Raw genomic sequence first — 23,256 nt, 5'->3', positions numbered from 1 at the left:
GCGGAATGGAGATGCCGCGGCGGCGGAAGGCATCGGCCCGGCGATCGATCCGGGCCCAGACAATCTGAAACGAATCTACGTCATACATAAGACCAGCTCACGGCCGGTGACGTCCACCCGCGGTGAGCTGGCTCACTGGCCGAAACCGGTGTTTTCTCGTTCAACGAGTTGCGCGTCACAGAATTCGCGCCGTGTATTCGGTAATGGTTATAACCGGCTGTCCAGCGCGCGGAATTCTCGATTCGTCAACGGAAGGCAATGATGGTGCGCGACACCCATTCGCCGAATGCGCGAGGCGGTCGTCCGAGCAGGCGTCGACATCCGGGCTGACGGCCCGTTCGGCGGCGGACGGCGTGCCCAGTGCGCCCAGCGTCGCCTCCACGACCGGTTCGGGCATATACCGCAGCATCTGGGTCCGCGCTTCCGCACGGCTCTGCTCGACGAAACGCACCGGCTCACCCAGCGCCGCACCGATCGCCTCGGCCTGTCGCCGTGGGGAGATCGGTTCCGGACCCGTCAAGGTATAGACGTGGCCCTGATGGCCGGGCTCACGGAGCGCGATCGCGGCCACCTCGGCGATATCGGCCGGGTCGACAGCGGGAACGGCGACATCGCCGAACGGCGCGGCGACCATCCGCTGTGTCCGGACCGTGTCGGCCCATTGCAGCGCGTTGGAGTCGAAGTTGCCCGGCCGCAGCATCGTCCATTCCAGACCCGACCGCTGGACCGCCTCCTCGAGGACGGAGGGGTGCCAGCCGGTGCCGACGCCGTGCGACGACAACAAGACCACGCGCGGAACCTCGGCCGCGCGTACTTCATCGAGAACAGCGTCGATATCGCCGTTCGCCATGAATTCCGGTGAGGTCAGCAGAAACAGCCCCGCCGCACCGCGGAGCACCGGCCCGAGAGTCCGTGGCTCGGCCAGGTCGGCCCGGTGGTGCCGGACTCCGTCGGGCACCCCGATCCCTTTCCGGGACACGGCGATTACCGATTCCCCGGCGTGGGCGAGTGTCTGCACGAGCGGCACTCCGACATTGCCGGTCGCTCCCGTGACCACGATCATCACTATCTCCTGTTCGGCGATTGTTCGACGTAGTCGGCGACGCTACTATCCGTGAGCTAGTAGGTACCTAGAGGAAAGTGACTCGCACGTGACCGAGACCACGTCACAGCTCCCTCCGGAACTGGCTTGCCCGATCACCCCGGTGGTCGATCTCGTCTTCAGCCGCTGGACCACGCCGATCCTGTGGACGCTCAACGAGTTCGGCAGGCAGCGGTTCAGTGAGCTGGAACGCCGCATCACCACGATCACGCCGAAAGTCCTGACCCAGCGGCTGCGGCAGCTGGAACGCGACGGCCTCGTACTGCGCACGTATCACGCCGAGGTGCCGCCCCGGGTGGAGTACGAGATCAGCGCGTTGGGACGCAGTCTGGCACCGCTTTTCGCGACCCTCGCCGAATGGTCCGTCCACCTCGACGAGGTCGATCGGGCCCGGCAGGAGTACGACGCCCGCGAACAGGCCCCGCGCCGACGGCTCGGATCGACGCCCCGCTAGAGGCCCAACTTGGTCACGGCGTTGTCCTCGAGCGGATTCGCGGTACGGATGTAGCCGTGCACCGTACGGGGATTGGACCAGCGGCCCTGACGCATGATCTCGCGGTCGCTCGCACCGCCGAGGGCGGCCTGGGTGGCGAAGCCCGCGCGCAGCGAGTGGCCCGAGAACAGAGCCGGATCGAGGCCCGCGCGGGCGGCGTAGCGTTTGACGAGCTCGGCGACCGCACGGCCCGACATGGCGGTCGAGGCGAGCCCGCCGTGGCGCGAAATGGATGGGAACAGTGGCAGATCCGGGTCGGTGAGGGTGGTGCCGGTGAAGCCGTGGCAGCGGTGCAAGTTCGGATCGGCGGCAGGCGTGGTGCGCAGCCACGTACGGAGATCGCCGGCGGCGTGCGCCTCCCGCAGCCGGGTCCAGTCGGCGTAGGCGCACACCGGGCAGGTGTGCGGGCGTTGCCCGCGGGGGAGTGCCACGCGCTGCTCATGGACGCCGGTCGCGTCGGTCTTGGTGGCGGGCAATTGAATCAGCAGCAGAGGTTCGCCGGTGGTGTGGTCGGTGGCCACGCTGACATCGGTGACCCGCAGGGCGGCGATCTCGCTGCGCCGCAGCGCTCCGGCGAAGCCGACCAGCAACAACAGGGTGTCGCGGCGGCGCGCCGGTTCGGTGGGCCATTCGGCGGGCGGCAGTTCGCGCAGCAGTTGGTCGAGCGTGTGCAACAGCACCGGACGCTTGCGTTTCGGACGGGTGCGGCGCGTGCGCCGCATACCGCGCAGGGTCAGGCGCACCACGTCCGCGCGCGTCGGCGACGGCAGCCCGTTGGCGGCGTGGACCGCCGCGATCGCGGCGGCCTTCCGTTCCAAAGTGGCGGCGCTGAACGCCCATTCACCGTTCTCCCGCCGCGCATCGGCCGCCGCGGCCAGATAGACCGCGACATCCAGGGCGTCCGCGGGCAGCGCCTGCCGCGATTCGGCCGAGCACCACGCCGCCCAGGCGATCCAATCGGTCCGATAGGCGCGCAAGGTGTTCGCCGACTGCGATGCCTCGAGATACCGGCGCAGGGACTCCGCCTGCACCTCGTCGAACCGGTCCCGCACCAGCCGCAGGGCCGCCGCGTCGACCAGCACGCTGCGTACTCCGCGCCGCAGTTCGCCGCGCACCTCGTCGGGCACCGCGATCACCGCGGACTGATCCCCGGGCGGGCGTTCGCTGATCTCGGTCGGTTCCGGCATGCCCTCGACCCTAGATCGAGCGGGCGTTCCCGTTGCGGCAGACCCCGTTTCGCGTGTCCGGCGCCGGGTCAGGGCTGTAGTCGCCAGGCCGCGTCAGGTTTTGGGAGCGGCCAGCTCCAGCCGTGCTGGGCGCGCAATTCGAGCAGTTGCGCACGTCGTCCACAGGATTGCTCGGTGTCGCCATCGCCTTCGACGCAGTTGCGGTGTGTCCAGAGCATGGCCTCGACCGTGCCGGACAAGCGCATGGCGTCATGCTCCGGCATCCGATGATGCTTCAGCACAGACGGCGTGTCCGACATGGCCTAATCATCCCCCAAAGGTGGCGGGCTGTCGTGCGGTCTGCGCGTCTTCGGCGATGGGGGTCATAGCGCGTCCTGCGAGGCTCGCGCCAATTCGACTGTCGCCGCTCGCAATTCGGCGATCGCGTCGATGGGCTGGAGGTAGCCGATCCGCGTCACGGCGATGCCGCGGGGCGTGGTCACGCGCAGATCCAGTCCGAACCGGTCGGCACGCTCGCAGATCGCGGCCGTCGCATCCGGGTACCCGCCGCGCGCGTGCGCCATGTCGAGCAGGGCATCAGCATGATCATCGTTGAGATGTGCGATCGCCCGCGCCGCGGCGGGAATGATCGGGTCGGCCTGAGCCGCCGCGTATTCCTCGGCCGTCGCCGAATCCATCCGACCGTAGCCGCCGACCCACCGGGCCCGCTGCACGCGCAGGACCCACACCGTGAAATCGCTGAAATCGATGTAGGTCTTGGCCGCCGGGACCGCTGCCAGATGCGCCTCGCGCGCCGCGACGGCCTCCGCGCCCTCGGGTCGCTCGGCGACGCCGGCCAGCGTCAATCGCGTTCCGGCCAGCGGATCCTCGGGCAGATCCGGGGTGACGATCGAAACGCTGGCGCGCGGGTCGCCCGCCAGATTGCGGCCGTGCTCGGCCATCCGGGACACGCACAGCACCGGCTGCCCCTCGAGCAACCCGTACGTGACGAAACTTGCCCAGGGTCCGCCGTCGGCGGACAGCGTCGCCAAGGTCGCCGTATTCGTCGCCGCGGCAACCGTTCTGGCCTCGTCGGCCGCGGACGGCCGCGTGGTGTTCACGATCGGGGTCAGCGGCGGCGGAGTCGAGGGAGCGTCGCCGGGGTCACCGTGGTCGAGAGCCATGCGTCACAGGCTACCCGCGCCGCCAAACACGACTGATCAGTCCGGAAGGATCGGCACCGACAGCCCTTCGCCCTTCCGCAGCAGCGCCGCGCGGGTGACCGTGCCGGCGCCGAATCGATCTCGTAGCGCGTCCAGCGTCGAATCCAGGGTCGATTCCGCGCGCGCCTCGAACGGCAGCGACAACTGCATGCTGTCGGCCCGATCGAGATTGGTCAGGGTCAGACCGATGAGCGTGAGCCCGCCGCGCTCCTTGATCAGGGGCAACGCGGTCTCCAGCAGCGTGCGCGCCGCGCGCAGGATCGCCGTGCCGCTGTCGGTGGCCTCGGGAAGGGTGTGCGAGCGGGTCGCGCGGGTGAAGTCGTCGAAGCGCATGCGCAACACCACCGTTCGGCACACCCGTCCCGCTTTCCGCAGCCGGTGCCCGAGCCGATCGGCCAGTCCGTGCAGATACGCTTCGAGCTCCTCGTCGCTGCGATACCGCCGCCCCATGGCTCGTTGCGCGCCGATAGATCGACGCCTCCGACCGGTGTCCACGCGTCGCGGATCACGCGCCCACGACAGCGCGTGCAGGTGCCGGCCGACACCCGGGCCCAGCACCGCGGCCAGCGGTCCCTCACCCATATCGGCGAGCTGACCGACCTTGGTGATTCCGCGCTCGTGCAGCTCCCTCGCGGTCACCGCGCCCACACCCCACAAGCGTTCCACCGGCAGCGGATGCAGGAACTCCAGCTCCTTGTCCGGCGGAACCTCCAGCAGCCCATCCGGTTTGGACACCGCGCTGGCCACCTTGGCGAGGAACTTGGTCCGAGCCACCCCCACCGAGATCGGCAGCCCGACCTCGGTCCGCACTCGCTCCCGCAGTCCGCGCGCGATGTCGACCGGGCTTCCCGCGATCCGCCACAGGCCCGCCACATCGAGGAACGCCTCGTCGATGGAGATGCCCTCGACCTCGGGCGTGGTGTCCCGGAAGATCTCGAACACCGCCTTGCTGGCCTGGGAATAGGCCGACATGCGCGGCGGCACCACGATCGCGTTCGGGCACAGGCTCATCGCCTGACGCAGATTCATCGGCGTCCGCACCCCGAACGCCTTCGCCTCGTAGCTGGCGGCCAGCACGACGCCGCCGCCCACCAGCACCGGTCGGCCGCGAAGTCGCGGATTGTCCCGCTGTTCGACCGACGCGTAGAACGAATCCAAGTCGGCGTGCAGAATCGCCGCCCGTTCGCGGCGGTCAGCGCTTCTGGGGTCGATCTCGGACACGAACATATGTTCGCATACCGCGCGGTCTGGTGGTTGCTGGAATCCAAGCTCCGTCCGAATTGCCTGGTCGCGGGATACTTGCCTGCGCGGGCGGCCTCAGTGAGGCTGTTCGGTCAGGTCGTAAACGGCCATGTCGCCGACGTGGTGGGTGGCGGTGTAATGGGCGGTCACCCAGGCGAGGATTTCCTTGTTGCCTGCCGGGCGCCAGACTCCTGGCGGTGTATTCGGTTGCGCGGGGCTGGAGGTGTCTTCGGGCTTGGGATCGACGCGCCAGGAGTCGGGGAGCTTGACCTCGGGGATCAGGTAGTAGGTGATCTCGTGGTCACGGACCATCTGCTGGAACCGCGGGAGGGTGGGAACCGGATCCTCCGAGGTGAAGCCGCCGATCGCGAGGACGGGTGTGCGGCTGGCCAATTCGAGGCCCGCGGCCGGGGCGGAACGGTCGATGGCGGCCGACCACTTGGTATTGGTCTGCTGCAGCAAGGTCACGAGCTGGGGATCCGCGTCCCCGCCCATCAGGGTCGAGAGCCGGCGGCGGAACTGGTCGGCCGGACCGGACTGCTTCGGACGGGCCGGGCCCACGGTGGGGCCGCCACCGGTGTGGGACTGCGGCAGCGTCGCGGCGGCGTAGGCGGTGGAACCCGCCAGAGCAGCGAGGACTCCGGCGATCAGCAGGGCGGTCGTCGCGCGAGTACGGTGCCGGTCCCAGCGGGCCATGAGTGGCAGTGACAGGACCAGCAGGGCCAGGGCGACGATCACCGAGGCGGCGAGGATGGTCCAGCGCAGCCACGACTGCCAGTCGGAATTGCGTTGCAGCAGGACGAAACCCCAGATGCCCGCGCTGAGAATCAACGCCGCGGCCCCGACCCGACCGAACGCTTCGCTGCGGCGACGCCACACCTCGTACCCGCCGATCGCGACGCAGCCCGCGATGGCGGGTGCGACGGCGAGCGTGTAGTAGGCGTGCATGCCCGCCTTCATCCCGGAGAACAGCGCGCTGTCGATCACCAGCCACAGGCCGAACACCAGCGCGGAACCACGGATCAGGTCGGTGCGCGGACGCCGTCCGCGCGACAGCAGCACCAGCGCGAACGCGACCAGCGCCGCGGGCAGCAGCCAGGAGATCTCGAAGCCGATCTCGCCGGTGAACATGCGGTCCGGGCCCGACCCGAATCCGCCGCCGAAGCCACCCTGCTTCAGCGCCTCCGGAATCTGATAGCCCTCGGGCAGTTCGAAGGGATTCTTGTTGTTGCCGCCCATGTGGTTCTTGCCCAGGTAGCGGGCGAAACCGTTGTAGCCCAGCACCAGATCCATGAATGTGTTGTCCTTGGACCCGGCGAGGTAGGGGCGAGAATCCGCGGGCCACAGGATGGTGAGCAGCACGAACCACCCCGACGACACGATCAGCGCGCCCAGGGCGGCCAGCGAGTGCAGCAGACGGGTGCGGATGCTCGTCGGGGCGACGATCACGTAGGCCAGCCCCAGCGCGGGCAGCACCATCAAGCCTTCGAGCATCTTGGCCAGGAACGCGAATCCCAAGGCGACACCGGCCAGCACGATCCAGCGCAGACTCGCCCGCGGCAGCGCGCGCACCGTGCAATACGCGGCGGCGGTCATGAGCAGGACCATGACCGCGTCGGGGTTGTTGAACCGGAACATCAACGCCACCACCGGCGTCACCGCGAGCACGATGCCCGCCAGCAGTCCCGCGCCGCGGTTGCCGGTCGCGCGAACCACGGCCGCGTACATCAGCGCCACCGCGCCGACCGCCATGATTGCCTGCGGCGCAAGCATGCTCGCACTGCTGAATCCGAACAGCTGCCCGGACAGGCCCATCACCCACTGCGAGACGGGCGGCTTGTCGACGGTGATGAAATTTTCCGGATCCAGCGAGCCGAACAGCAACGCCTCGAGGTCTCGCGACCCGGACCATGCCGCCGCCGCGTAGAAGCTGTTGCCCATCGCGTTGACGCTGATGTTCCACAGGTAGGCGGCCGCGGTGCCGAGGAGCAGCACCGCCAGCGCGATCCGTTCCCAGCGTCGGGCGGGGGCGAGGCCGTCCGGTTTCGTGGTCGGCGGGGTGGTCGGTTCGGACGGGGCCAGCTCGGCAGTGGTCACGCTCACCGCGGGAGTGTGTCCGGCCAGCCGGTGAACACCCTGGCTCCGAGCTGGGAGCTTCCTGGGAACCAAGATCTCCCTATGCTGGTCGCATGACCCCTCCGATGACGGCACTGGTGCGGATCGACCCCGACCTCGACGCCGTGACCACGATCGGTCCCGAATCCGACCCCGCCGACGCCGGCCTCACGGGCGGCGACATCGAGGCGATCTGGCAGTCCGTGCAGGACTGGTATCGGATGGGCACCACGCCCGCCATCCAGGTGTGCCTGCGCCACCGCGGGCACATCGCGCTGAACCGGGCCATCGGGTACGGCTGGGGCAACGCGCCGAAGGACGCACCCGATGCCGACAAGCGACTGGTGACGCCCGACTCGCCTTTCTGCGGCTTCTCCACGGCCAAAGGCGTCGCCGCCGCCGTGATGTTCATGCTCATCGAACAGGGCGCGTTCGCCGTGGACGACCGGGTGTGCGACTACGTGCCCGAGTTCAGCAGCCACGGCAAGGACCGCATCACCATCGGCGACGTCATGTCGCACTCCGCGGGCGTCCCGTTCATCACCCCGCCCTACCGCGGCTCCGAACTCGTCCTCGACGAGGAACTCGCCGTACGCGGCCTCGCCGATCTCGTTCCGAGCTGGCGGCCCAACCGATTCCGCGTCTACCACGCCATGACCGCCGGCCTGATCCAGCGGGTGTTGGTCCAGCGCGCCACCGGGCGGGCCATGCGCGACCACCTGCGCGAGCAGGTCCTCGAACCGCTCGGCTTCCGCTGGAACAACTTCGGCGTCCGGCCCGAGGACGTCGACAGCGTGGTCCCCAGCGTGCGAGTCGGCCCCGGACCGTCCAAGGTCTGGCGTCACCTCGCCGGGCGCGCCCTCGGTGGCGGCCTGTCCGGCCCCACCGACGAATCCGCCGCCCGCGCCTTCCTGACCGCCGAACTGCCCTCCGGCAACCTCGTCACCACCGCCGCCGAACTGTCCCGGTTCTACGAAATCCTCGCCCGCGGCGGCGAACTCGACGGCGTGCGGATCATGCGCCCCGACACCCTGGCCGCCGCGACCCGCCCGGCCCGGTGGCTCCCGGGCGTGGCGGGCCGAGTCTCGGTGGGCGGCTACGAATTGGGCGCCCGCCGTTCCAAATTCGGTTCCGACACCGGCTCCCACTTCGGCCGCAGCGGACTGACCACCCAGTACGGCTGGGCCGATCCGGCGCGCAGCCTCTCGGGCGCGATCCTCACCAGCGGCAAGGCCCAGGCCGACATGGACCGGCCATCGCGGTTGGTCGCGCAGATCTCGACAGCGATTCGTCCCGAGGGCTGACCCGGGCCGCTCTTGACCTTGCCCCTAGGGGCAGCGTTTAGATTCACCACCATGCGGATTGGTGAACTCGCCCGACTGGCCGAAGTCAGCCCGAAAGCGATCCGGCGCTACGAGTCCCTGGGCCTCGTAGCCCCCACCCGCCACGCCAACGGCTACCGCGAATACGACGACGACACCATCCGCCTCGTCCGCGAAATCCGCTCCCTCAACCGCCTCGGCATCCCCGTCGAGGAAACCCGCCCCTTCCTCGACTGCCTGGTCGCGGGCAGCGAGCACGGCGACGACTGCCCCGAATCCCTCGCCGAATACCACCGAGCCATCGACGATCTCACCACCCAGATCGACATCCTCACCGCCCGCAGAGACGGCCTCGTCCAGCGCCTCCACGAGGCTTCCTACCGACGCGGGTTCGCCACCCCGGCGCTGGAGGTGGACGATCTCATGCACCTGCAGACCGGTTTGCCCGTGCCGATCGACGATGGCGCGACCGACCACCTGCCCGGTCTGCCGATGCCCGCCCTGCCCCTCGACGATTCCAGCGGCGCGCGAATCGATCTCGCCGCACTCGGTCCCGGCCGAACCGTCATCTACCTCTACCCACTGACCGGTCGCCCGGACACCGACACCCCCACCGGCTGGAACGACATCCCCGGCGCCCGCGGCTGCACACCGCAGGCCTGCGGCTTCCGCGACCATCACGCCGACTTACGGGCCGCAGGAGTCGACAGACTGTTCGGCCTCTCGAGCCAGCGCTCGGAGTATCAGCACGAGGTCGTCACCCGACTACGCCTCCCCTTCGCCATGCTGTCGGACCCCAACTTCAGCCTGGCCCAGGCACTCTCGCTACCAACTTTCCACTTCGAGGGAGTCCGCCTCTACAAGCGACTGACTCTCGTGATCCACAACGGCGTGATCGAACACGTCTTCTACCCGATCTTCCCGCCCGACCGCCACGCCGCCGAAGTCCTGCGGTGGCTCCACGACAAGGAATCGAGACCATGACCGACATCGCCGCCATCACCGACGACACCTTCGAACAGAAGGTTCTCGCGCACCAAGGGACCGTCCTGGTGGACTTCTGGGCCGAATGGTGCCCGCCCTGCCACATGATCAAGCCCGTACTCGCCGAGATCGCCACCGAACGCGCCGACGCGCTGACCATCTACAAGCTCAACACCGACGAAAACCCGTCGGCCGTACGTGAATACGCCATCATGTCCCAGCCGACACTCCTGCTCTTCCGTGATGGCGAGCTAGTGCGCACACTCGTCGGCGCACGCTCGAAGAAGAAGCTCCTCTCCGAGCTGGATGCCCTGCTTCAGCCCTAGGGCCGCGCTTGCTACTACCGCTCGCGGCGTGCCAGGGCCTTGCGGGCGGCGGCGAACCATTCCTGGGTGCCGACGAGGCCGGCGGCGATGTCCTTGCGGGCGCCGTTGAATCCGTAGAGGTTGCCGGCGTAGCGGGTGAGGACCGAGCCCTCGGGCTCTTCGAGTTCCTCGAGCATGGCCGTGTCCTGGAGGAGGTAGGCGACATCGGCGAGTTCGGTGCTGGTCCACGTGTCGCGATAATCGTCCCAGCCGTGCTGTTTGACCGCGAGGGCGCGGTCGACCAGGGCGGTCTGGAGGGCTTTGCGGTCGGCGTCGGTGGGCTGGCGGGATTTGAGGTGGTCCCAGTTGATCCGCTCTGCGTCGGTCATCGGCCGATTATGTCATCGACGGCTCTTTCGACGGGCAAACCGCCGCAGCAATCGAATACGCAATCGTGCGTATTGAAAATAGGGCGTGGTAGTCGCCCGATTCAGTAGGCTGTGGTGATTGGTGGCGGCGGAGTGCCCGTCGAATGAGAGTCAGCGCAGCAGTTTTGCGCGCAGCGCCATCACGGTGGCGTCGGTGAGCCCGAGGCCGTCGGTGAGATAGTTCTCGATCGAGCCGTAGGACTGGTCCATCTGCGTCAGCGCGGCAGCCAGGAAGCTGGCTTCGACGCCGAGGATCGGATCGAAGATCGCTGCAGCCTGCTCTCCGTACTTGGCGACGATCTGATCGTGGCGCGCCTTGATCGAGTTCTTCGAGTACTCGTTCGACAGCAAGAAGTCCGAGGTGATCGTGTCGCGCGGAACTCCCGCCAAGCCGAGCAGGGTGGCCGCGATCCAGCCGGTCCGATCCTTGCCCGCGTTGCAGTGGAAGACCTGGGGGCCGGCGGTATTCGCGAGGTCGGTCAGAACCTGGCCGATCGCCGCGCGTTCGGCGGTGCCCGTGACGAAGGTGCGGTACACCGTGCGTGCCAGCTCGCGGGCTTCCTCAGGGGTGCGCACCTGGGTCGCGACAGCCTCGATGTCCCCGCTCAGAATCGCGATATTGAGATACTTCGCCCCGGCCGGAACCCGATCGGGCTTGTCTGCGATCTCTTTCGGGCCGCGCAGGTCATAGACGGCCGTCAGGTGCAACGATTCCAGCCTGCGCAGGTCATCGTCGCTGGGGGTCAACGCGTTCGAGCGGTAGAAGACTCCACGCGTCACACGCTTCCCATCCGAGGTCGCGTATCCGGCGCCGGTGCCGCCGACATCACGGAAGTTGTCCACCGACGCCAGCCGCGGAGCGTCGGTGACGACCGGTCCGCTGGACCCGCCCGAGGATCCGGTGTTCAGCCCGGGAACAGCCGGTGCGGAATCTGCTCCGGCGACGGTGGGTCCGCCGATGAGCAAGGCCCCCGCCACGGCGGCGACGCTCACCGAACGCGTGAGGGTGGGGAGATGAATTGGCACGAGAATCCTTTCGCCGCAATCGGCTTGGCGGCACGCCTGGTGTACCCGCGAGGACAGCGGAGACGGCGGGCCGACGACCCACAATCGCCGTTACAGTGTGTAACGGCGGGGTCGTGACACAATGTAACGGCGACCACTCTCCGACGCAAGGGGTATCAGTGCCGAGAAAACGCGAAGGCGGACACCGACTGGGTTCCAAACGGGACTCGGAGGTCGACGCCGCAGTGTTCGAGGCGACCCGGCAGCTCCTCGTCGAAAAGGGCTACAGCGCAACCACAATCGACGGCATCGCCAAACTCGCCGAGGTCGGCCGCCCGAGTATCTACCGACGCTGGCCCTCCAAAGCGCACATCGTCAACGACACGATCCACCCGGCCGTCCTGCCTCGACTGGACCCGGCCGAGGACTTCGCCGAGGAGATCACCCGGGTTGTGGCCGGCGCGATCTCGGTCTTCGCCGACGCGGCGACACGCGAAGCCGCCCCGGGCCTGATGAACGACGTGCGGTCCGAATCGTCCCTGCGCGACGCGTTGATCAGCGGGCAGCTCGCCACCTTCGCAGGGGAACTCGGACAACGGATCTCGGCCGCGGTGGAACGAGGCGAGGCCCGGCCCGGCCTCGACGCGAACATCCTCATCGACATCATCGCCGGAGCCGCCATCTTCGCCTTGTCCGTACGCGACGTCGAGGACCTGGAATCTCTCACGTCCGGACTGACCGAAGTACTGCTGCGCGGCATCCTCGCCTAGCGCAGGAGACGGAGAGCGTGCAGTTCGGTTCCGGCCGTGAACAGGGCGAGTGATCGGGATTCGATCGCCGCGTCGCGGGCGGCCAGGCGAGTGAGTACATCGGTGTGGCGGTCGGTGTCACGGAGTTCGGGGAGCAGCGAACGGAGTGCGGGTATCCCGTAACCGGCGCGCCGGAGCTGATCAATGATGCGGACATCGCGGACGTCGGCGGGCGTGTAGGACCGCGCGTCGCGGGTCGCGGCGCGACCGGGCGTGACCAACCCCATGGCGTCCCAGAATCGCAATGTCGAAGCGCGCAAGCCGAGCGCATCGGCCAATTCGGAGATTGTCATCGAATCCGAAGGTCGCACGCGGTCAATGGGTTCCGCGTCGATGTGGCGGACCGCGTCACGGGTGTGTTCGAGATCGCGACGCTCGGTGTCGATCGCGGCGTGTGCCGCGTCCAGCAGGGCCAGCATCCTGGTCGGTGAGTCGTCGTGTGCCGCGCGCACGATGGCTTTGGCATCGACCGGGCCGACACCCGCGGCGAGCGCGCGATAGGCCCGCGCCGAGGCCACGTGGAGGTCGCGGTAGGTGCGGTAGCCGGACGCCGTCCGCTCCGCGGGCGGCAGTACACCGTCGCGCTCGAGGTTGCGGATCTGCTGGACCGAGTACCCGGTGAGCCGGGCGACATCAGCCGTCCTCAACACACCCGAGTTGCGACTTTTCGCCACATCACCCCTAGTTTTGATGCCTAAGTCTCCATAAGCACTTCAAGTTCAAGATAGAACTCATGGATATCGACATGATCACCGAGTTCATCGAGAACCTGGACGGCGTCCTCACCCTCGCGCCGGGCCCGGACAGCGGCTATCCCGAGGTGTCCTGGGGCGACCGGTTCTTCTATTACGCCCCCGACGGCCAGGTACCCACCCGAACCCAGCCCTTCGCGACCGTCGTGACCAAGGACTATCCCGACGACACGACGTCGAACCTGGACCGCCGCGGCGTCGTCCGTCTGAACATCAACGCGGGACGTGAAGCCTTCACCGCCACACTCGGATACGGTCCGCGCGACATCGACGATCATCCTGTCGACGCGAGCGAGTTCGACACCTGGATCCCGCACCCCGTGTACGGCACCGCCGCTTGGCTGTCGGTGGTGAACCCCGCGACCGCCACCCAAGCGACCGCTCGCGATCTGCTGCGGGCGGCACACCGACGCGCCCGAACGGCGGACGAACGACGCGCCGACCAGCGGTCTTCTTGATTATCGCTTCGCCGAATATCGACCTGAACCGTTGCCTTCCGGTGTCACTCTGGGGCGATGAAGCTCGACGATGAGCAGGGCACCGGATCCTTCTACGACGCGGGTCGAGCTCCGGTAGCGGAAGCCGCCGCCGAGGTCGGCCCCACCGCCGTGGTGGTCAACAAACCGGCCGAGCCCGCGCCGCCCACCGCCCCCGCACCCGAACCGCAACCCGACCTCACGATCATGCTGGATCGGACCTACAACGCGGCGACGCGTCGTGAATCGTTCCGGCTATTGCGGCGCATCGGGTATGAAGACGACGCACCCGATGGTTTCGGCACCATCCTGGTCCCGGCGGACCTCGAGCATTGGACCACCGACCTCACCTCGGTGCCGGCGTTCCTGACCTGGCTGGTGCCGAAAACGGGCGCACACCTGCCGGCGGCCATCCTGCACGACGGCCTGGTGCTCAACGGTGACGAACCGGCCAGCTACATCGCCGAACGGGTCATCCACCGTGACGACGCCGACCGCATCTTCCGCGACGCCATGGCCAAGACCGGCACCGGGCTGATCCGCCGCTGGATGATCTGGGCCGCGGTGACCGCCGCGACCATGCACCTCGGACACCAGGTCGACTGGTCCCCGCTGCGCAAGTGGCACTATCGAATCGCGTTGTGGGGCACGGGACTGCTGATCCTGCTCATCGGCCTCTGGTGCACCCTGGACCTCATCGACATCCCCGGCATCCCCGGCGTGCCCTGGCTCGGTGACGACGTGTGGCACGAGCTGATCGGCGGCTTCTCCGGAGCTATCGTGATCCCGCTGCTACTCGGTTCGACCTGGGGCAAATTCCGGAAGGCCGGGTGGATACTCGGGCCGCTGGTGGCCTTGATCATCCCCGCGGTGATCCCGATCCTGCTTGTCAGCGCCCTCTTCCTCGGTGTGGACCGCCTCCAACGGTGGAATTCCCGGGTGGCCGCAGCCGTGGCCATCGCCTTCGTCGCCGCCTCGTTCGCGGCGTTCGTCATATCCTGGTGGACTTCCTGACCGGTGGTGAGTCGGGAGTCGCCGCAAGCGATTTCGGGATCAGGAGTAGATGGGCTCCGGCGTCGGACTCGGCGCCGGGGCTGCTTCACTCAATCCGATGCGGGCGTGCAGCCGGCGCAGCGGGCGCGGCGCCCACCAGTTCAGGTCTCCGGCGATCCGCATGAATGCCGGAACCAGGACGCCGCGGATCAGTGTCGCGTCGATCATGACGGCCAATGCCGTTCCGATGCCGAACATCTGCATGAACGACAGGCCGTTGGAGAACGAGAGCAGCGTCACCGTGAGCAGCCCGGCCGCGCTGCTCACGATCCGCCCGACCCGGCCCAGACCCTCGATGGTGGCCGTCGTGGTGTCGGCGCCGGCGTCGCGGGCCTCCTTGATCCGGCCGAGCAGGAACACCTCGTAGTCCACCGACAGGCTGAACGAGATGCAGCACAGCAGCACCACCATGGCGATATTCAGCGGCGCCGGGGTCACGCCGAGCAGCCCGGCCAGATGACCGTCCTGGAAGATCCAGACCATGGCCCCGAGCACGGCGGCCAGCATGAACACATTGAGCAGCAACGCCTTGATCGGCACCACGATGCTGCCGGTGAACAGGAACAACAGCACCAGGGTCGCCGCCGCGATGATCGCCAGGGCCGGGCCGAGCCGCCCGGTGATCGCCGCGCGGCTGTCGATCAGGGTCGCGGTGGTGCCGCCCACCGACATGTGCTGCGCGGTGACCGCGGGTAGTTCGCGGATCGCCCGCACCAGATCCTGCGCGGCCGCGGACTGCGCGCCACCGTCGGGCCGCACCAGCACGAATCCGGCACTGCCGGAGGTGAATTCGGCGCTCCCGAGCCGCGGTCCAGCAGTGTGCACCCCGTGTACGTACTGCCCGAACCCGCCCTCGACCGCCGCGACGCCGTCCATCGTGGAGATGTCTCGCGCGACGGCCTCGAGCGCCTGCGGGTCTCGCTCGGTCAGCACGGTCACCGCGTCCGACATGTCGACCGGATAGTCCGTCCGGATGGCCTGGGTGACCTGCCGGGCGGCGGAATCGGCCGGCAACGCCCGCTCGTCCGGCGTCGCGAACTGCATGTGCAGGAACGGGATTCCCATCGCCAGCAACAGCACGATCACGGGCAGCGCCAGGCGAATCGGGCGCCGGGTCACCGCCGCCGCGGTGCGCCGCCAGAACCGCGACGACAGGGCGGGACGAGTGCGGCGTCGGATCGCCAGCGCGTCCACCCGTGCGCCGAGCAGGCTCAGCAGTGCCGGCAGCACGACGACCGCGGCCAGCGCCGCCAACAGCACCACCACGATCGCGGCCATACCGACCGAACGCAGGAAATAGGTGGGGAAGACAAGCATTCCGGCCATGGCGACGGTCACGGTGGCGGCACTGAACAGGATGGTGCGCCCGGCCGTGGCCACCGCCTCCACCACCGCCGGTCCCGGCTCATGGCCCCGGTCGCGCTCCTCACGGAACCGGGACACCATGAGCAGGCCGAAGTCGATGGCCAGCCCCAGGCCGAAGGCGGTCGCCACGGTGAGCGCGTACACCGACACATCGGTGACCTTGGACAGCCAGTACAGCACCAGCGTGGTGGACAGGATCGAGAAGATGCCGACCGACAGCGGAAGCAATGCCGCCGCCACGCCACCGAATACGACGATCAGCAACAACAGTGTCGCGGGCAGCGCGATCGATTCGGATTTCACGAGATCACTTTTCACATGATGCTCGATCTCGTTGGTCAGCCCGAGAATCCCGCCGGCCCGGACCCGGATGGCCGGATCGTCGGTGGGCAGTTCGCCGACGATCGTCTCGCCGACCCGGGCCTGCTGCTCCGGAGTGCCCCGGGTGTGCAGCAGCACCAGCCCGGACCGGCCGTCCTTGCTGCGCAGCTCGGGCAGTCCCAGGGACCAGTAGGACCCCATGACCACGACATCCGGTTCCGCCGCGAGGTCGAGCGTCAGGCGTCGCGCGGCGGCCGCCACCGCGGGACTGTCGGCATCGCCGTCGCGGGCGGTCACCTCCAGGACGAGATCGGGCGATCCGCCGAACTTCTCGTCGAGGACCCGCTGCACGTGGGAGGACTCCGACCGCGGATCGTCGAACCCGCCGACCTTCAGCTGCCCGGACGCACCGGCCCCGAGCAGTCCGGCCAGCACGAGCACGGCGATCGTCACGGCGAGAACGGGTTTGGGGTGCGCGACGGTCACCCGGGCGAGTCGTCTCAGCATGAGGCCACGATCGCGAGTTCTTCCGCCAGCACCTTGACCGCGTAGCGGATCTGCTCCTCGCTGTGGCATGCGGTGACGAAGAACCGCAGCCGTGCCTTGTCCTCGGGCACCGCCGGATGCAGGATCGGATTCACATTGATTCCCCGCCGCAGCAAGGCATTCGACAGCGTCAGCGTCTTCATCGAGTCGCCGACGATGCACGGGATGACGGGAGTGTCATGGCTGCCGCCGGTGTTGATTCCGGCTTCCCGGGCCAGGCTCAGGAACAGCCCGGACAGGTCGCGCAACCGCTGCATCAGCTCGGGCTGCACCCGCATCTGGCGCAGCGCCGCGAGTGAGGCCGCGGCATTGGGCGGGGTGATGCCGACGCTGTAGACGAAGCCGGGAGTGGTGTATTTCAGGAATCGGATGAGTTCCCGGCTGCCGGCGACGTATCCGCCGCAGCCCCCCAGCGATTTCGACATCGTTCCGGACCACAGCTCCACATCGTCACGGTCCACGTCGAAGTATTCGCCGATGCCGCCACCGGTCGCGCCGAGTACGCCGATGCTGTGCGCCTCGTCGATCATCAGCAGCGCCTGGTGCTTCTTCTTCACCCCGATGATCGCCGGCAGATCCGGGATATCGCCGTCCTGGCTGTACACGCCCTCGATCACGATGAGCACCCGCCGATACTGGTGCCGGATGTCGGTGAGGATGCGGTCGAGCGCGGCATGGTCGTTGTGCGGGAACGGACGCCGGGTAGCGCCGGAAAGCTTGCAGCCCTGCAGGATACTGTCGTGCGCCAGGCTGTCGTGGATGATCAGATCCTCCGGTCCGACGATGTGCCCGATCACCGTGACATTGGTGGCGTGGCCGCTGACCAGAGCGATCGCGTCCTCGGTGCCCAGCAGCGCGGCGAGCTCGTGCTCCAGCTCGGTATGGATCGGCTTCTCCCCGGAGAGCACCCGGCTGGCCGACACGGAGCTGCCGTATCGCGCCACCGCGTCCTGCACCGCGGCGACGACCGCCGGATGCCCGGACATGCCCAGATAGTTGTAGCTGGAGAAGTTCAGCACCGGCTCGCCCTCGATGATCGAGGTGTCCCGGGTAACCCCGTCGTTGATCAGAAAGTAGGGATTGGACACGCCGACCGACTCGGCCAGTCCGATCCGGTCGGAGATCGCTTTGACCTCAGGGAAATCCGCGATGCGGCCCTGGGGTTCCACGGCGACCCGCGCTGGCACGGGGAGCTCGGGCGCCGCGGGAGCATCTTCCGGTCCCGAACGTCCCGCCACGAGCGCGATCACATCACCGAGCGTCGTCGCGGGCGTGAACCAGTCCGGTGCGATGACAAGTCCGGGCGTTGTGCGGGCGATACCCTGGAACAGGTCCGCGATCATGATCGAGTCGAATCCCATATCGCCGCTGAGGGTTTGGCTGTCGCTCAGCTTCCCGGCCGGAAAGCCGCTGACTCGCGCGGCCTCGGCCCGCACCGCAGCCGCGGCATCGGAGTTCACGCCGCCGAGACCGGGGTGCGCCGGATACCCGCCCGTCCCGGGCTGCGCGTTGGCCGCCGCCGCCAGCACCGCGGCCTGCTCCCGGAAAAGTGCGATGAGCTGCTCCATGGTGGTTTCCTCGGTGTGTCGCGGTGCGGGGGCGGGTGATTCGGTGGCCGGGGCCTCATCGGTCCGGGTCCAGAAGCGATGGGTGGTGTCGAACTCGTATCCGCCGACACGCTGCCGGCGCCGAGCGGCGGGCTCGTACAGCGCATCCCAGTCCGGATCGAATCCGTCGCGGTACAGCGCGGCGATGGTGGCGGCCAATTCGCGGCCCGTCGCCTGGGGTCCCGGGCACGGGGTCAGCGTGAGCGCCGCTGATCCGGCTCGGGTGAGCATCGGTGCGAGCGTGCGCTGCGGGCCCACCTCGATCAGATGCGTCGGTTCCTTGTCGAGGGCCGCGGCCGCGGCATCGGCGAAACGCACTGTCGCCTCGATGTGTTCGACCCAGTAGCCGGCGTCCATCGGCTCGTCGGCCGCGAGCAGGCGGCCGCGCAGCGTCGAGTAGATCGGGATGTTCGGCGGCCGGTAGACGCATTCCCGCGCCACCTCCGCGAACGCCTCCCGCATGGGTGTCATCAGCGGCGAGTGGAAGGCATGCGAGACGGTGAGCGGCCGGACGGTGACGCCGCGGTCGGTGAGCGCCGTGCCCAGGCGGCCGACCGCGGCCGCCGCACCGGACAGCACCACCTCCCGGGGTCCGTTGATCGCCGCCAGCGCCACCTCACGCTCGTCCGCGAGCAGCTCGCCGACCGACTCCGGCGTGGCGCGGACCGCGAGCATCGCCCCGCCGTCGGGCAACCGCTGCATGAGCCGCCCGCGGGCCGCGACGAGACGGCAGGCGTCGTCGAGGTCGAACACCCCGGCGATGGCGGCGGCCGCGAACTCGCCGACGCTGTGGCCGAGCAGCCATGCGGGCCGGACGCCCATATCGGTGAGCGCCTGGGCGAGTGCGTACTCGACCGCGAAGATCGCCGGCTGCGCGAATTCGGTGCGATGCAGGATCTCGTCGTCGCCCAACAGCAATTCGGCCACGGAACGGTGCAGGTGCGCCGTCATGGATTCGTCCACCTCGGCAAGTGCCCGACGGTACGCCGCGGACTCCGCGTACAGGGCGCGCGACATTCCGGGGTATTGCGCGCCCTGGCCCGTGCACAGCCATCCGATCGAAGGCCGCCGGGCGACACCGGAATTCGCCTCGAGCACGGTGTCGTCCGCGGCGCAGGCGCGCAGCGCCGCGACCGCCTCGTCCCGGTCCCGCACCACGAGTGCCAGGCGGTGGCGGCCCGAGGACTTGACCTGATTCGTCGACCAGCACAGCGGGCCCAGTGCGGCGGAATCCTGGGCCAGCCGCTCCGCGAATCGAGCGGCGTTGCGCCGCAACCCCTCTCGGTCGTTCGACGACAGGGTCAGCACGCCACCGCCGAGTGCCTCGGGCATCGGCCGCACCGGGGGAGCGGTCGCGAGCAGCATGTGCGCATTGGTGCCACCCATGCCGAAACTGCTGACCGCGCCGTAGCTCGGCCCGTCCGGCAAGGCCATCGGTTCGGTGAGCAGTCGCAGCCCCTGACCGGCCAGGCGCAGTTTCGGATTCTCGTCGGTCGCGTACCGGGTGGGCGGCACGACGCCGTGGTGCAGGCTCAACGCCACCTTGATCAGCCCCGCGATACCGGCGGCCCCCTCGGTGTGCCCGAGATTGCCCTTGATCGAGCCGATCGCGCAGGGCTGCGGCCGCGACACCGCGTGCACCGCACCCAGCGCCCTGACCTCGATCATGTCGCCGAGCACGGTTCCGGTGCCGTGCGCCTCCAGGAACGCCACCTGATCCGCGCTCACACCCGCACGCCGGTAGGTCTCGGTGACCACCTGCTGCTGGGCCCACCGGTTCGGGGCGGTGATCCCGTTGCTGCGCCCGTCATTGTTGACCGCGCTGCCCGTGATCACCGCATAGATCGGCAGGCCTTCGGCCTGTGCGTCCGCGAGCCGGCGCAGCACCAGCACCGCGACGCCTTCGCCGCGGCCGATGCCATCGGCCTTGCCGCTGAACGGTTTGCAGCGCCCGTCCGGCGCCGACAGACCGGCCTGCGTGTAGAAGATATTGAGCGTGGGCGTGACCTTGACGTTGACGCCCGCGGCCAGAGCCTGATCGCATTCCCCGGCGCGCAGCGCGACGCAGGCCTGGTGCACGGCGACCAGCGACGACGAGCAGGCGGTGTCGACGGCGATGCTCGGACCCTTCAGGTCGAGCTGGTAGGACAGGCGGTTGGCGGTCATGAAATACCCGTTGCCGGAACCGAGTTGCGGTGTGATGCGCGCGTAGTCGCGCAGGTGGACGGTGGCCCACTCGTTGGCCATGACGCCGACGAATACGCCGGTATTCGAGCCCGCCTGCCCGCGCGGATCGAGTGTGGCGTCCTCGAACGCACGCCACGCGGACTGCAACAGCAGCCGCTGCTGCGGGTCCATGGCCTCGGCCTCACGCGGCGCGATACCGAAGAACTCGTGGTCGAATGCGTCCGCGTCGCTGAGGAATCCGCCGCTGCGATTGTTGACCGCGCCCGGACCGCCGTCGGGGTGATAGAGATCGGCCGCCCGCCACCGCTGGGCCGGAACCTCGGCGATGGCGTCCGCCCCCGCCATCAGCAGCCGCCACAGTGCGGCGGCATCCGGCGCCTGCGGAAAGCGGCAGTCCAGGCCGACGATCGCGATGTCGGTCATGCGACCCACTCAGGTTGCCTGCCGACCTCATCGGTGATGTAGGCGGCCAGGTCGACGATCGCCGGGTAGTCGAACACGATCGTCGGATCCACGTCCAGGCCCCACTCGTCCTCGATCTCGCCGCAGATGCCCACCGCGGCAACCGAATCGAGGCCCAGTTCGGCGAGCGGGACGGTGTGGTCGATGTCGTCGGCGGGCCGGACGAGGTAGTCCGCGACCCGACGGGCCAACCAGTCGGCGATGAGGACGCTTTCCGGGGCGCTCATAGGTGTCTTCATCTGCGGTGATCTCCTGGTCGTTCGGATGGCGGGGTCAGACGAGAACCGGGACGGGGGTGCGCATGCGCTCGACGGCCGGTTCGATCTCCTCGTGCAGCACGGCTCGGATCGTGCGGTCCAGGAACGCGGCCCGCATCGAAGCGCGTTGCACCTTGCCGCTGGTGGTGCGGTGTACCGCGCGACGTTCGACCAGCACCACGCTCGGTGCGGGTACCTCGAAGCCGCGGGCCACCGTGGTCCGGATTCGGGCCGCCAGCTCGGCGGGGTTCAGCCCACCCCACGCGTTGGTCCGGACGCCCTGGATCACCAGCAACCGCTCCTGACCATCGGCCTCGATCGACAGCACCACGCCCTCGGCATCGGCGAGCGCCGGGTGGATGCCGCGCACGGCCTCCTCGATGTCCTGCGGATACAGGTTGCGGCCGTTCAGGATGATCAGGTCCTTGAGCCGTCCGGTGACGTAGAGGTCACCGGCGTGGTGTGCTCCGAGGTCACCGCTGCGCAGATACGGTCCGACGCCTTCGGTGTGGGCGGCGAAACTGCCGCGCGTCTCCTCGCCTCGTCCCCAGTAGCCCTGTGCCACACTGGTTCCCGCTATCCAGATCTCTCCTACGTGACCATCCGGGAGCGTCCGCAAGGTGACCGGGTCGACAATGCGGATGTCGAGTCCCGCTACCGTCGCACCACAGCCGACCAGACGAGTACCGCTCCCGGCAGGGATCACCCGGCCGCGTTCCAAGGCAGCGGGGTCCGCGTCGAGGTGAACCGTCGGCCGGCCGACCGGGCTCGCGGTGGCGATCAGCGTCGTCTCCGCCATGCCGTACCCGGCGACGAACGCGTCGGCGCGGAACCCGGCGGGACCGAGCCGCTCGATCACCGCGTCGAGGGTGCGTGCGCGGATCGGTTCGGCGCCGCTCAACGCGACTCGCAGTGAAGACAGATCGAGTTGCGCGAGCTGCGCATCGGTCACCCGGCGAACCATCAACTCGTAGGCGAAGTTCGGGGCCGCCGTGATGTGCGCGCCATAGCGATCGATGGCTTCGAGCAGCCGGACCGGCCGCTTCAGGAAGGTCATCGGCGACATGTAGACCAAGCTTCCGCCGACGAACAGCGGCTGCAGCAACATGCCGATCAGCCCCATGTCGTGGAAGTGCGGCAGCCAGCCGACGCCGATACTGGCGTCGTCGGCCGCGGTCGCCGCGGCGATCGCCGCCTCGTTGTGCATGAGGTTGCCGTGAGAGACGACCACCCCCTTGGGGTCTCCGGTGGAGCCCGAGGTGTACTGCAGGAAAGCGACTGTGTCGCCACTGATGTCGGGCATGACCCAGGCGGCCGGATCGCCGAGCGGCTCGCCGTCGGTCGCCGCGACCGAGATCGAACTCGCGGGTCCCTCGTACTCGCGAATCGACGCGGTCAATGACTCGCGGAGCTCAGAAGTGGTCAGCACCAGCCGAACTCCCGCATCGTCGAAGATTCCGAGGACGCGTCGCACACTGCGCGCATCGTGCGGCGCGGGCGCCGGCACCGCGATCACTCCGGCGTACAAGCAGCCGAGGAAGGCACGCAGAAACTCGGGGCCGGGCGGGTACAGCAACATCACCGGCCGGTCGGCCTCCTCGCGCCGCGAGAGCCAGTCGGCCAGCGCCCGAGCGTCGCGGTCCAGGTCCGAGAAGGTGGAAATATCCTCGATCAATTCACGACCCGCCTCCCGCAGGTACGTATACGACCGGGTGCTGCCATAGGCGCCGACCTGATGGCGAACGTGTGCGACGAAGGTGGATTGCATACGAGTGAACTCCTGGCGAGGTCGCCATCAGGGGTGGTGTCGGGGGGTAGGCCTGGAATCTGCCTCGATAGATATCGTCGCCCGGCAATCTCCGCGCAAATAGCCACCCAAGGTGTCGGACGGATGACACCCCTGGGGCAGCGGCGGCCCCGAGGGTGTGTGGACCACGCCTTTTGGCCGCCAAGGGTCCAGCGGGCAGGGGCAGCCTGAACGCCGCCGAAGGGTACGAGCGGTCAGTTCTCAGGAGCTCGGGCCGAGCGCGGGCGTC

20 protein-coding genes are annotated in these 23,256 nt (G+C 68.5%); 7 read left to right on the top strand and 13 right to left on the bottom strand.

Annotated features, from left to right (window positions below; translation table 11 throughout):
- Positions 1-175 precede the first annotated feature (175 nt).
- The gene (locus ABZ382_RS00995; RefSeq protein WP_357082014.1) at positions 176-1,063 is read right to left on the bottom strand and encodes an NAD(P)H-binding protein; all 888 of its coding nucleotides are present in this window, start codon (positions 1,061-1,063) and stop codon (positions 176-178) included.
- 88 nt (positions 1,064-1,151) lie between these two features.
- Between ABZ382_RS00995 and ABZ382_RS00990 the strand changes: the two genes are divergently transcribed.
- Positions 1,152-1,556: a helix-turn-helix domain-containing protein gene (locus ABZ382_RS00990; RefSeq protein WP_357082012.1), complete on the top strand. Its 405-nt coding sequence runs from the start codon at positions 1,152-1,154 to the stop codon at positions 1,554-1,556.
- Here ABZ382_RS00990 and ABZ382_RS00985 read toward each other — a convergent pair.
- The 5 genes from ABZ382_RS00985 to ABZ382_RS00965 form a co-directional block, all read right to left on the bottom strand.
- Positions 1,553-2,782: a site-specific integrase gene (locus ABZ382_RS00985; protein ID WP_357082010.1), complete on the bottom strand. Its 1,230-nt coding sequence runs from the start codon at positions 2,780-2,782 to the stop codon at positions 1,553-1,555. The genes ABZ382_RS00990 and ABZ382_RS00985 overlap by 4 nt on opposite strands.
- A gap of 68 nt (positions 2,783-2,850) precedes the next feature.
- Complete coding sequence (locus ABZ382_RS00980) at positions 2,851-3,045, bottom strand: hypothetical protein (RefSeq protein ID WP_357082008.1); 195 nt, start codon at positions 3,043-3,045, stop codon at positions 2,851-2,853.
- A 99-nt stretch (positions 3,046-3,144) separates the two neighbouring features.
- Positions 3,145-3,945: a DUF2470 domain-containing protein gene (locus ABZ382_RS00975; protein WP_357082006.1), complete on the bottom strand. Its 801-nt coding sequence runs from the start codon at positions 3,943-3,945 to the stop codon at positions 3,145-3,147.
- 36 nt (positions 3,946-3,981) lie between these two features.
- A complete protein-coding gene (gene dinB / locus ABZ382_RS00970) occupies positions 3,982-5,211 on the bottom strand; it encodes a DNA polymerase IV (protein WP_357082004.1) in 1,230 nt (409 codons plus the stop codon).
- Positions 5,212-5,301: 90 nt separating this feature from the next.
- Entirely contained in the window at positions 5,302-7,329 is a 2,028-nt protein-coding gene (locus tag ABZ382_RS00965) for a glycosyltransferase family 39 protein (protein WP_357082002.1), read from the bottom strand.
- An 86-nt stretch (positions 7,330-7,415) separates the two neighbouring features.
- On the opposite strand from ABZ382_RS00965, the gene ABZ382_RS00960 reads away from it, so the two are divergent.
- Genes ABZ382_RS00960 through trxA form a run of 3 tightly spaced genes read left to right on the top strand, consistent with a single transcriptional unit; the run spans position 7,416 to position 9,973 of the window.
- On the top strand, positions 7,416-8,645 hold the full coding sequence (locus tag ABZ382_RS00960) for a serine hydrolase domain-containing protein (RefSeq protein ID WP_357082000.1): 1,230 nt from the start codon (positions 7,416-7,418) through the stop codon (positions 8,643-8,645).
- A 51-nt stretch (positions 8,646-8,696) separates the two neighbouring features.
- Positions 8,697-9,647: a MerR family transcriptional regulator gene (locus ABZ382_RS00955; protein ID WP_357081998.1), complete on the top strand. Its 951-nt coding sequence runs from the start codon at positions 8,697-8,699 to the stop codon at positions 9,645-9,647.
- On the top strand, positions 9,644-9,973 hold the full coding sequence (gene trxA, locus ABZ382_RS00950; protein WP_357081996.1) for a thioredoxin: 330 nt from the start codon (positions 9,644-9,646) through the stop codon (positions 9,971-9,973). Before ABZ382_RS00955 ends, trxA begins: the two co-directional genes overlap by 4 nt.
- 14 nt (positions 9,974-9,987) lie before the next feature.
- On the opposite strand, the gene ABZ382_RS00945 is transcribed toward trxA, so the two are convergent.
- Together ABZ382_RS00945 and ABZ382_RS00940 are read right to left on the bottom strand one after the other, a co-directional pair.
- On the bottom strand, positions 9,988-10,341 hold the full coding sequence (locus ABZ382_RS00945) for a hypothetical protein (RefSeq protein WP_357081994.1): 354 nt from the start codon (positions 10,339-10,341) through the stop codon (positions 9,988-9,990).
- A 150-nt stretch (positions 10,342-10,491) separates the two neighbouring features.
- Positions 10,492-11,406 carry a tyrosine-protein phosphatase gene (locus ABZ382_RS00940; RefSeq protein WP_357081992.1) on the bottom strand — a complete coding sequence of 305 codons (915 nt, stop codon included), beginning with the start codon at positions 11,404-11,406 and terminating at the stop codon, positions 10,492-10,494.
- Positions 11,407-11,564: 158 nt separating this feature from the next.
- Here ABZ382_RS00940 and ABZ382_RS00935 point away from each other — a divergent pair, with 158 nt between their 5' ends.
- The gene (locus ABZ382_RS00935) at positions 11,565-12,155 is read left to right on the top strand and encodes a TetR/AcrR family transcriptional regulator (protein WP_357081991.1); all 591 of its coding nucleotides are present in this window, start codon (positions 11,565-11,567) and stop codon (positions 12,153-12,155) included.
- On the opposite strand, the gene ABZ382_RS00930 is transcribed toward ABZ382_RS00935, so the two are convergent.
- Positions 12,152-12,844 carry a MerR family transcriptional regulator gene (locus ABZ382_RS00930; protein ID WP_357081989.1) on the bottom strand — a complete coding sequence of 231 codons (693 nt, stop codon included), beginning with the start codon at positions 12,842-12,844 and terminating at the stop codon, positions 12,152-12,154. The genes ABZ382_RS00935 and ABZ382_RS00930 overlap by 4 nt on opposite strands.
- 83 nt (positions 12,845-12,927) lie before the next feature.
- Here ABZ382_RS00930 and ABZ382_RS00925 point away from each other — a divergent pair, with 83 nt between their 5' ends.
- The gene (locus ABZ382_RS00925) at positions 12,928-13,404 is read left to right on the top strand and encodes a DUF6194 family protein (RefSeq protein ID WP_357081987.1); all 477 of its coding nucleotides are present in this window, start codon (positions 12,928-12,930) and stop codon (positions 13,402-13,404) included.
- Positions 13,405-13,461: 57 nt separating this feature from the next.
- The gene (locus ABZ382_RS00920; protein ID WP_357081985.1) at positions 13,462-14,436 is read left to right on the top strand and encodes a DUF1353 domain-containing protein; all 975 of its coding nucleotides are present in this window, start codon (positions 13,462-13,464) and stop codon (positions 14,434-14,436) included.
- Between the two features lie 39 nt (positions 14,437-14,475).
- Here the strand turns inward: ABZ382_RS00920 and ABZ382_RS00915 are convergent, their stop codons facing one another.
- The 4 genes from ABZ382_RS00915 to ABZ382_RS00900 are packed head-to-tail and all read right to left on the bottom strand — an operon-like array spanning position 14,476 to position 22,988.
- Positions 14,476-16,668 carry an MMPL family transporter gene (locus tag ABZ382_RS00915; protein ID WP_357081983.1) on the bottom strand — a complete coding sequence of 731 codons (2,193 nt, stop codon included), beginning with the start codon at positions 16,666-16,668 and terminating at the stop codon, positions 14,476-14,478.
- Positions 16,662-20,924, bottom strand: a complete 4,263-nt coding sequence (locus ABZ382_RS00910; RefSeq protein WP_357081981.1) for an aminotransferase class I/II-fold pyridoxal phosphate-dependent enzyme — start codon at positions 20,922-20,924, stop codon at positions 16,662-16,664. The genes ABZ382_RS00915 and ABZ382_RS00910 overlap by 7 nt, the downstream gene beginning before the upstream one ends.
- A complete protein-coding gene (locus tag ABZ382_RS00905; RefSeq protein ID WP_357081979.1) occupies positions 20,921-21,190 on the bottom strand; it encodes an acyl carrier protein in 270 nt (89 codons plus the stop codon). The genes ABZ382_RS00910 and ABZ382_RS00905 overlap by 4 nt, the downstream gene beginning before the upstream one ends.
- A gap of 46 nt (positions 21,191-21,236) precedes the next feature.
- Positions 21,237-22,988, bottom strand: a complete 1,752-nt coding sequence (locus tag ABZ382_RS00900) for a fatty acyl-AMP ligase (protein WP_357081977.1) — start codon at positions 22,986-22,988, stop codon at positions 21,237-21,239.
- Positions 22,989-23,256 lie beyond the last annotated feature (268 nt).

Origin of the sequence: Nocardia sp. NPDC005825, assembly GCF_040630175.1 — a bacterium.
In the GTDB taxonomy this organism is placed as follows: domain Bacteria; phylum Actinomycetota; class Actinomycetes; order Mycobacteriales; family Mycobacteriaceae; genus Nocardia.
Note: the sequence above shows the minus strand (reverse complement) of the source record. Positions and strands in the feature narration are given on the sequence as shown.